At 44.1% G+C, this 1,253-nt stretch carries 1 protein-coding gene; it reads left to right on the plus strand.

What is annotated here, in order from left to right; all coding sequences use genetic code 11:
- Positions 1–73: 73 nt before the first annotated feature.
- A protein-coding gene (locus CDZ87_RS16850) for an IS3 family transposase (RefSeq protein WP_100754550.1) occupies positions 74–1,253 on the plus strand; the annotation gives its coding sequence in 2 pieces (ribosomal slippage) (positions 74–341 and positions 341–1,253; 1,181 coding nt annotated over the 2 pieces). This gene is flagged as partial in the annotation.

The raw sequence follows: 1,253 nt of genomic DNA on the forward strand, positions 1-1,253 counted from the left end.
TGTAGTGGTACAGTAAATTTGGCCACCTAAATAGAGGTGTTAAAATACATCTCAGAGACAAATAGGTGACTTTATGACAAATCGCACAAGACGAACTTTTAGTGCAGAGTTCAAACTTGAAGCTGCACAATTAGTAACAGAGCATGGCTATTCGGTTATCGAAGCCGCTAAAGCAATGAATGTCAGTAAATCAGCAATGGATCGCTGGGTACGACAGCTTAAGCAAGAGCAACGAGGTATATCGCCGAAAGCCTCTCCGCTTACGCCAGAACAAATAGAAATTCGTGAACTCAAGAAGAGAATCGCTAACCTTGAGGAGCACAATGAAATTTTAAAAAAGGCTACTGCTCTCTTGATGTCGGACTCACTGAACAATTCTCGATGATCGAGAAACTCAGGAAGAGCTTTAGTGTAAAAACCTTATGCCATGTGTTCAGTGTTCATCGTAGTAGCTACAAGTATTGGCGTAACAGAGACAAACAACTCTCGCCAGAGCAGGTGAAATTGCACTCTATTGTGAGTGACATGCATGAAGCTAGCCACGGCTCAGCAGGTGCACGTACGATTGCTGATATGGTAACCAATATTGAGGAGATACCGCTTAGCCGTTATCGAGCAAGTAAGCTAATGAAATTACTCGGCTTAGTGAGCTGCCAGTCACCTAAACATAAATACAAAAAGGCCGAACAAGAGCATCTTGATATCCCCAATCTTTTAGGGCGGCAATTTGCTGTGACTCAACCAAATCAGGTTTGGGTTGGTGATGTCACCTATGTATGGGTTGGCCATCGTTGGATGTATTTGGCTGTTGTCTTAGATCTGTTTGCACGAAAACCTATTGGTTGGGCAATGTCACTATCGCCAGACAGCAAGCTCACTGGAAAAGCACTGATGATGGCCTTTGAATCTAGGGGCAGGCCCAAAGGGGTCATGTTCCACAGTGATCAGGGTAGCCATTATACGAGTCGCTATTATCGTCAGTTACTATGGCGTTGTCAGATTACACAAAGCTTATCAAGACGAGGCAATTGTTGGGATAATGCGCCGATGGAGCGCTTCTTTAGAAGCCTGAAAAGCGAATGGGTTCCCAAGGCGGGTTATCGTAGTTTTGCAGAGGCTCAACAAGAGATCATTCGATACATTATTGGATATTACAGCCAACTTAGGCCACATCAGTATAACGGTGGGTTAACGCCCAATGAATCGGAACGTTTGTATTGGGAAAGCTCTAAAACCGTGGCCAATTTTAGTTG

Source organism: Vibrio salilacus (genome assembly GCF_002811245.1).
GTDB lineage: Bacteria > Pseudomonadota > Gammaproteobacteria > Enterobacterales > Vibrionaceae > Vibrio > Vibrio salilacus.